Origin of the sequence: Pseudomonas sp. GM55, assembly GCF_000282395.1 — a bacterium.
GTDB lineage: Bacteria > Pseudomonadota > Gammaproteobacteria > Pseudomonadales > Pseudomonadaceae > Aquipseudomonas > Aquipseudomonas fluorescens_CC.
The window spans coordinates 1-8272 of sequence record NZ_AKJJ01000057.1 but is presented as its reverse complement, the minus strand read 5'-3'; the positions used below and the strand labels follow the sequence as shown (position 1 = coordinate 8272).

The window sequence follows — 8272 nt, the reverse complement described above, 5'->3', positions numbered from 1 at the left end:
TTTTGCGATCTGGATATTGCTGAAGATCAAGATCCAAAAGATCGCAGCCTGCAGCAGCCCCTACAGATACTTCGTTATCTGTGTTCCCCGGGATTCCGTGAAGAACCTTTTTTATTGCGCAATAGTTTGGAGGTCACTTCATTTTCGACTCGGACGCGATCTCGTGTAGGAGCTGGCTTGCCAGCGATGGTCGTAAACGATAACGCGTACGAACTGAACAAACGCGGCGCGCTTGAGCCCATCGCCAGCAATCGAGCGTTGACCGGCCGTTCCTACAGTTTCCCGGGATTGCGTGAAGAACCGTAAAAAAGCCCTGTGCAATGACAGGGCTATTCGAAAGGGGCGTCGGTCAGGTCTTGTCCTTGGCGCGTCGCTTGGGTTCCGGGTGCTCAAGCTCCAGCACCGAAGCCACTTCGATTGCCAGGGCTTCGGAAGGGAAAGGTCCGGCGATATTTTCACCGGCGACACTCGCCACCCACCATTGACCGTCTTTCACCTGATTGATCAGGAATCCGTTGACGCTTTTTGCTGCCGACATTTATTAACCTCGTTGTCTGGTTCAATAGCGCCATGATACCGCCAAACGCACACAGCGGGTGCCATTGGGGGGGATGTCAGCTGCGGTAGAAAGCGTGCAATTGCGCAAATCTCTGCTATGCATAAGAGTTTGCGCGGTGACCTGCGCACCCGCGCAGGGAACTATCGGCAAGAATATTTCTCTATGTTGACATCGGTTAGCCAGCGCGGGGCATTGTAAGGTGCACGCCGCCTGATTAGACTGCGCCGAAACTCGTACACACAGCCTTTTCAAGGACTTTTATGATCAAGAAATGCTTGTTCCCAGCAGCCGGTTACGGTACTCGCTTCCTGCCAGCGACTAAAGCCATGCCCAAAGAAATGCTGCCGGTGGTGAACAAGCCACTGATCCAGTACGGCGTCGAAGAAGCACTGGATGCCGGCTTGAACGAAATCTCCATCGTCACCGGTCGCGGCAAGCGTGCCCTGGAAGACCACTTCGACATCAGCTACGAGCTGGAAAACCAGATCAAGGGCACCGACAAGGAGAAATACCTGGTCGGCATCCGCCGCCTGTTGGATGAGTGCTCGTTCTCCTACACCCGTCAGACCGAAATGAAAGGTCTGGGCCACGCGATTCTCACCGGCCGCCCACTGATCGGTGACGAGCCGTTCGCCGTGGTGTTGGCGGATGACCTGTGCGTCAACCTGGAAGGTGACGGCGTACTGAAGCAGATGGTCAAGCTGTACAAGCAGTATCGCTGCACCATCGTCGCTATCATGGAAGTAGACCCGCAGGAAACCAGCAAATACGGTGTGATTGCAGGCGACCTGATCGGTGACGACCTGTACCGCGTGCGCAACATGGTCGAGAAGCCAAAGCCGGAAGATGCCCCGTCGAACCTGGCGATCATCGGTCGTTACATCATGACGCCGGACATCTTCAGCCTGATCGAACAAACCGAGCCAGGCAAAGGCGGCGAGATCCAGATCACTGACGCCCTGATGAAACAGGCGCAGGATGGTTGCGTGATTGCCTACAAGTTCAAAGGCAAGCGTTTCGACTGCGGTGGCGCCGAAGGCTACATCGACGCGACCAACTTCTGCTTCGAGAACTTCTACAAGACGGGCAAGGCTTACTGATAGCCGAAGACCGGATTGTATTGAAAAGCCACCTTCGGGTGGCTTTTTCATTTTCCGGCCCCGTATCGTGTGCAGCGCTTGCCCCACAAATGTCTGCGGGTATGCTGGTGGCCTGCCGAGGAGATTGAAAATGGCCTACGATTTTGACCTTTATGTGATTGGTGCCGGTTCCGGCGGTGTGCGGGCTGCGCGGTTTGCCGCCGGGTTCGGTGCGAAAGTGGCCGTGGCCGAGAGCCGCTATCTGGGCGGTACCTGTGTGAACGTCGGCTGCGTGCCGAAAAAATTGCTGGTCTACGGTGCGCACTTTGCCGAAGACTTCGAGCAGGCTGGCGGTTTTGGCTGGAGCCTGGATGAGGCACAGTTCGATTGGCCGACGCTGATCGCCAACAAGGACCGCGAGATCAATCGCCTCAATGGCATTTATCGCAACCTGCTGGTCAACAGTGGCGTGACCTTGCATGAAGGTCACGCGAAGATCGTCGATCCGCATCAGGTCGAGATCAATGGCGAGCGTTTTACCGCCAAAAACATCCTGATCGCTACCGGCGGTTGGCCGCAGATTCCGGAAATCCCGGGGCACGAGCATGCCATCAGTTCCAACCAGGCATTTTTCCTTAAAACGCTGCCCAAGCGCGTGTTGGTGGTGGGCGGGGGCTACATTGCGGTCGAGTTCGCCGGGATCTTCCACGGCCTGGGTGCCGAGACCACGCTGTTGTATCGCGGTGAACTGTTCCTGCGCGGCTTCGACACTTCGGTGCGCAAGCACTTGCAGGAAGAGTTGACCAAGCGCGGCATGGACCTGCAGTTCAACGCAGACATCGAGCGTATCGACAAGCAGGCCGACGGTAGCCTGAAAGTCACGCTCAAGGATGGTCGCCAACTGGAAGCCGATTGCGTGTTCTACGCCACGGGCCGTCGTCCGATGCTGGACAATCTCGGGCTGGAAAACACCGGGGTCAAACTCGACAGGAAAGGCTTTGTCGAGGTCGATGAGCAGTATCAGACCGCCGAGCCGTCGATCCTGGCGCTGGGCGATGTGATCGGTCGTGTTCAGCTGACACCGGTTGCCCTGGCAGAGGGCATGGCAGTTGCACGGCGCCTGTTCAAGCCAGAGCAGTATCGTCCGGTGGATTACAAGATGATCCCGACGGCGGTGTTCAGCCTGCCAAACATTGGCACCGTCGGGTTGACCGAGGAAGAGGCCCGCGAAGCCGGCCACGAGGTGCAGATCTTCGAAAGCCGCTTCCGGCCGATGAAGCTGACCCTGACTGAATGCCAGGAGCGCACGCTGATGAAGCTGGTGGTCGACGCCAAAACCGACAAGGTCTTGGGTTGCCACATGGTCGGTCCGGATGCCGGTGAAATCGTTCAGGGCTTGGCGATTGCCTTGAAGGCCGGCGCCACCAAGCGTCACTTCGACGAAACCATCGGCGTGCACCCGACGGCCGCCGAAGAGTTCGTTACCATGCGGTCGCCGGTCGCCGGTTAATCGTCCTTCGCTGCGTCTGCCGCTGCCGCAATGGTTGCGGCCAGACGTACGCGTTCTTCCAGATCTGTCCGGGTTTTGGTCAGCTCGATTTCCAGTGACTTGTTGAGCTGCGATTGCTCATCGACGTTCTGTTTGAGTGCCTGGCTTTCCAGCAGGGCGACGCGCAGGCGTTCCTGGAGGAGGGTGCGTTCGCTGTCGACGCGGGCGGCCTGTTCCAGCAACTGATCCTGACGGCTGTTGCTTTGCTTGAGCTGTTCTTGCAGCAGGCTCAGCTCTCGCAGCGTGCCACGGTTTTCAGTCAGCAAACGTTCGTTGTCGCGGTGCAATTGGGTGATTTCGTCCTGGCGTACCAGCGCGCTTTGTTGTGCCTGACGCAGTTCCATCTGCAGTTGTTGCACCTGGCCTTCGTGGCGACTCAATTCCTGTTCGCGCTGTTCCTTGACCGCATTGCGGTAGTGCTCCAGTGCGTCCCGGGTGTGCAGGTGCTTTTCTTCAAGGGAGCGAATCTGCTCGTCCTTGTCTTTCAAGCGCAGTTCGAAGTCGGCCAGCGCCTGGTTCAACCCGGCGTTGCGGGTTTGCTCTGTTTGCAGCAGGGCACGGGTTTCTTGCAGGGCCTCGGATTCCTGGGTCAGTGCCAGGCTCTGAAACTCGTATTGCTGGTGCAGTTCGCTGTTGGCCTCTTGCGCTTCGCCGAGCTGGTTTTCCAGCGCCTTGCGTTGTTCCTCGTACTGCGCGCGCGCCTGGTCGATGGGCTCCTGCGCTTGCTCCTTCAATCTTTGTGCGAGCCGCGCCACCAGCGCCATCAGTTCGTCGTCAATCGGTTCCGCTGGCGCTTCGACCGGTTCGTTCCTGTCATCGAGCTCTTTGAGGTAGCGATGAATCGTGGTCTTCGAACCGGTATTGCCCATCTCGATCCTTACGGCATCGATGCTCGGGTTTTCGCCACGGGCGAGGATCGCCAACCGAGCGGCTTGCACCACCGCTTTATTTACACCGCCGCGTGCCATGAGTTCTCCCGGGTTTTGATGATGTGGTACGTACCACGTAAATACACATTGTACCATTCAATTTAAAAAGTTAAATGTTGAATGTTACTAACACGGGATATACTGGTATTACCCCGTGTGAGCGAAGTTTCGAGGTGTTCTTCGCGCTATTTCCGTACACATACCCTTGTAGGAGCGAGCTTGCTCCGGGCGGCGTTCCGACGAAAAACCCGAGAACGCCGCGGGGCACCTGCCAGCCAGCGTTATCGTTGACGACCATCGCGAGCGAGCTCGCTCCTACAGGGGTTTGTGTTGTTCGCGCCGCCGGTCGATGCCTTTTGTAGGAGCGAGCTTGCTCGCGAAAAACCCGAGAACGCCGCGGGGCACCTGCCAACCGGCGTTATCGTTGACGACCATCGCGAGCGAGCTCGCTCCTACAGGGTTTTGTGTTGTTCGCGCCGCCGGTCGATGCCTTTTGTAGGAGCGAGCTTGCTCCGGGCGGCGTTCCGACGAAAAACCCGAGAACGCCGCGGGGCACCTGCCAACCAGCGTCATCGTTAACGATCATCGCGAGCGAGCTCGCTCCTACAGACAGTCAAAACAGGTTCATGTCCTATGAGCGATCTGGATCGCTATCTGCAAGCGGCGACTCGCGACAACACCCGTCGCAGCTATCGGGCCGCTATCGAACACTTCGAAGTCACGTGGGGCGGTTTTCTGCCGGCAACCGGCGACAGCGTGGCGCGTTACCTGGTGGCCCATGCTGGCGTGTTGTCGATCAATACGTTGAAACTGCGTTTGTCGGCCTTGGCGCAGTGGCACAACAGCCAGGGTTTTGCCGATCCCACCAAGGCGCCGGTGGTGCGCAAGGTGTTCAAGGGCATCCGCGCACTGCACCCGGCCCAGGAAAAACAAGCCGAACCCTTGCAGCTTCAGCATCTGGAACAGGTGGTCAGTTGTCTGGAGCAAGAAGTGCAAACCGCCAGGGCCGCAGGCGACCGGCCGGGATTACTGCGGGCGAGGCGCGACATGGCGTTGATCCTGCTGGGCTTCTGGCGTGGCTTTCGTAGCGATGAGTTGTGCCGGCTGCAGGTTGAACACGTACAGGCCCGCGCCGGTTCCGGCATCAGTCTCTATCTGCCACGCAGCAAGAGTGATCGCGACAACCTCGGCAAGACGTATCAAACGCCGGCCCTGCAGCGTTTGTGTCCGGTGCAGGCTTATATCGACTGGATTGCCGAGGCAGCTCTGGTGCGTGGGCCGGTCTTCCGCAGCATCGACCGCTGGGGGCATCTGGGCGAGGAGGGGTTGCACGCCAATAGCGTGATTCCGTTATTGCGTCAGGCGCTGGAGCGCGCCGGCATTGCCGCCGAACTCTACACCAGCCACTCCTTGCGCCGCGGCTTTGCGACCTGGGCGCATCAAAGTGGCTGGGACTTGAAGTCGCTCATGAGTTACGTGGGCTGGAAGGACATGAAGTCGGCCATGCGTTACATCGAGGCCAGCCCGTTCCTCGGGATGGCGCGCATCACAGAAAGGCCGGTGGAGCCGTAGATACCGTTTTCTTCTATTAATACAGTCGGCTAATAGCGAAAGCCAATCAGCAGCATGAGGTTTGCCAATGAGCCTTCTGTCCGACGAGTGGGTAAAGTTCTCTCCATCAACTTCTTAACCCCCTGACGGAGAGTCAACGATGCCTATCATCAACAGCCAAGTTAAACCGTTCAAAGCTGACGCATTCAAAAATGGCGACTTCGTAAAAGTCTCGGACGCTGACTTGAAAGGCAAGTGGTCGGTGGTTTTCTTCTACCCGGCCGACTTCACCTTCGTATGCCCGACCGAGCTGGAAGACCTGGCTGACAACTACGATGCATTCCAGAAACTGGGCGTCGAGATCTACAGCGTTTCCACCGATACCCACTTTGCCCACGCTGCCTGGCACAACACTTCGCCAGCCATCGGCAAAATCCAGTACACCATGATCGGCGACCCGACTCACGCCATCTCCCGCAACTTTGACGTGCTGATCGAAGAAGCCGGTCTGGCTGACCGTGGCACCTTCGTGATCAACCCGGAAGGCCAGATCAAGATCGTTGAACTGAACGATGGCGGTGTAGGCCGTGACGCTTCCGAGCTGCTGCGCAAAATCAAGGCTGCCCAGTACGTCGCTGCTCACCCGGGCCAGGTTTGCCCAGCCAAGTGGAAAGAAGGCGAGGCCACTCTGGCGCCGTCCCTGGACCTGGTCGGCAAGATCTAAGTCTGTGATCGCACCATCAGGGCGGAACTCCGCACCTACTCGGTAAGCTGCACCGCCCAATAAAAACGCCCGGGCGAGATTCGCTCGGGCGTTTTTTTATGCCTGCTCTAAATGAATCAGCAAAAAGGAAATCGCCCGTATGTTGGACGCCAATCTTAAAGCCCAGTTGAAATCGTACCTGGAACGGGTCACTCAGCCGATCGAGATCGTTGCATCCCTCGACGACGGTGCGAAATCCCAGGAAATGCTCGAACTGCTGAAAGACGTTGCCAGTCTTTCCACCCAGATTACTTTGCTCGACAGCGGCGATGATGCACGCAAGCCGTCGTTCTCGATCAATCGCCCGGGAGCGGATATCAGCCTGCGTTTCGCCGGCATCCCGATGGGCCATGAATTCACGTCCTTGGTACTGGCCTTGCTGCAAGTCGGCGGTCACCCGTCCAAGGCCAGTGCGGAAGTGATCGAACAGATCCGCTCGCTCAAAGGCGAGTTCAACTTCGAGACTTACTTCTCGCTGTCGTGCCAGAACTGCCCGGACGTGGTCCAGGCGCTGAACCTGATGGCGGTACTGAACCCGAACATTCGGCACGTCGCCATTGACGGTGCGCTGTTCCAGGCCGAGGTCGACGATCGTCAGATCATGGCCGTGCCAAGCATCTACCTCAATGGCGTGAACTTCGGTCAGGGGCGCATGGGCCTGGAAGAAATCCTCGCCAAAATCGACACCAGCGGCATTGAGCGCCAGGCCGAGAAAATCAGCGCCAAGGAAGCCTTTGATGTGCTGGTGGTTGGCGGTGGCCCGGCCGGTGCATCGGCGGCAATCTATGCGGCCCGCAAAGGCATTCGCACCGGTGTCGCGGCCGAACGTTTTGGTGGGCAGGTGTTGGACACCATGGCCATCGAGAACTTTATCTCGGTGCAGGAAACCGAAGGTCCGAAGCTGGCCGTGGCTCTGGAAGAACACGTCAAACAGTACGACGTGGACATCATGAACCTTCAGCGTGCCGACAAATTGGTACCTGGAAAAAACGGTGAGTTGCACCAGATTCATTTCGCCAGCGGCGCATCGCTTAAAGCCAAAACCGTGATTCTGGCCACTGGTGCGCGCTGGAGAGAGATGAGCGTGCCGGGCGAGCAGGAATACCGCAACAAAGGCGTGGCCTACTGCCCACACTGCGACGGTCCGTTGTTCAAGGGCAAGCGCGTGGCTGTGATTGGCGGCGGCAACTCCGGCGTTGAGGCGGCCATCGACCTGGCCGGTATCGTGTCCCATGTCACGCTGCTGGAGTTCGATGTGCAGTTGCGTGCCGATGCGGTATTGCAGCGCAAGTTGCACAGCCTGCCGAACGTCACCGTGATCACCCGTGCACAAACCACTGAGGTCACCGGCGACGGTCAGAAGGTCAACGGCCTGCGCTACAAGGACCGTCAGAGTGGTGAATTGCGCAATGTGGAACTGGAAGGGATCTTCGTGCAGATCGGCCTGTTGCCGAACACCGATTGGCTCAAAGGCACCATTGAGTTGTCGCCCCGTGGCGAGATCGTCGTCGACGCCCGCGGTGAAACTTCGGTGCCGGGTGTATTCGCTGCCGGCGACGTGACCACTGTGCCGTACAAGCAGATCGTGATCGCGGTGGGCGAGGGCGCCAAAGCTTCTCTCAGCGCTTTCGATCACTTGATCCGCACTTCCGCCCCGGCATAAAGCCCGGCGCTGAAAACATAAAACCCCATGATTGATCATGGGGTTTTTTGTGCCCTGCACATCACGCCTGTAGGAGCGAGCCTGCTCGCGATGGTCGTCAACGATAACGCGGGTTGCGAGGTGCCCCGAGGCGCTCTCGGGTTTTTCGCGAGCAAGCTCGCTCCTACAGAGGGGTATCG

Annotated in this window: 7 protein-coding genes and 1 pseudogene; 6 read left to right on the top strand and 2 right to left on the bottom strand. The window is 58.2% G+C overall.

Going from position 1 to position 8272, the window contains the following annotated elements; translation table 11 throughout:
- Nucleotides 1-306 (top strand): annotated as a pseudogene (locus tag PMI31_RS31350) (hypothetical protein); the annotation flags it as partial.
- A 43-nt stretch (nucleotides 307-349) separates the two neighbouring features.
- Here PMI31_RS31350 and PMI31_RS16520 read toward each other — a convergent pair.
- A complete protein-coding gene (locus PMI31_RS16520; protein ID WP_008019290.1) occupies nucleotides 350-538 on the bottom strand; it encodes a hypothetical protein in 189 nt (62 codons plus the stop codon).
- A gap of 281 nt (nucleotides 539-819) precedes the next feature.
- Between PMI31_RS16520 and galU the strand changes: the two genes are divergently transcribed.
- Entirely contained in the window at nucleotides 820-1659 is an 840-nt protein-coding gene (gene galU, locus PMI31_RS16515; RefSeq protein WP_007975949.1) for a UTP--glucose-1-phosphate uridylyltransferase GalU, read from the top strand.
- Nucleotides 1660-1789: 130 nt separating this feature from the next.
- Complete coding sequence (gene gorA / locus PMI31_RS16510) at nucleotides 1790-3148, top strand: glutathione-disulfide reductase (protein WP_008019289.1); 1359 nt, start codon at nucleotides 1790-1792, stop codon at nucleotides 3146-3148.
- Here gorA and PMI31_RS16505 read toward each other — a convergent pair.
- Nucleotides 3145-4155, bottom strand: coding sequence for a DNA-binding protein (locus tag PMI31_RS16505; protein ID WP_008019288.1), 1011 nt, complete (start codon nucleotides 4153-4155; stop codon nucleotides 3145-3147). The two genes, gorA and PMI31_RS16505, sit on opposite strands and share 4 nt — an antisense overlap.
- 594 nt (nucleotides 4156-4749) lie before the next feature.
- On the opposite strand from PMI31_RS16505, the gene PMI31_RS16495 reads away from it, so the two are divergent.
- The 3 genes from PMI31_RS16495 to ahpF all read left to right on the top strand — a co-directional run bounded on the left by PMI31_RS16495 (nucleotide 4750) and on the right by ahpF (nucleotide 8093).
- Nucleotides 4750-5688 carry a site-specific integrase gene (locus PMI31_RS16495; protein WP_008019285.1) on the top strand — a complete coding sequence of 313 codons (939 nt, stop codon included), beginning with the start codon at nucleotides 4750-4752 and terminating at the stop codon, nucleotides 5686-5688.
- A 139-nt stretch (nucleotides 5689-5827) separates the two neighbouring features.
- The gene (gene ahpC, locus PMI31_RS16490; RefSeq protein WP_007975937.1) at nucleotides 5828-6391 is read left to right on the top strand and encodes an alkyl hydroperoxide reductase subunit C; all 564 of its coding nucleotides are present in this window, start codon (nucleotides 5828-5830) and stop codon (nucleotides 6389-6391) included.
- Nucleotides 6392-6530: 139 nt separating this feature from the next.
- Nucleotides 6531-8093: an alkyl hydroperoxide reductase subunit F gene (gene ahpF, locus PMI31_RS16485; RefSeq protein ID WP_008019284.1), complete on the top strand. Its 1563-nt coding sequence runs from the start codon at nucleotides 6531-6533 to the stop codon at nucleotides 8091-8093.
- Nucleotides 8094-8272: the final 179 nt, after the last annotated feature.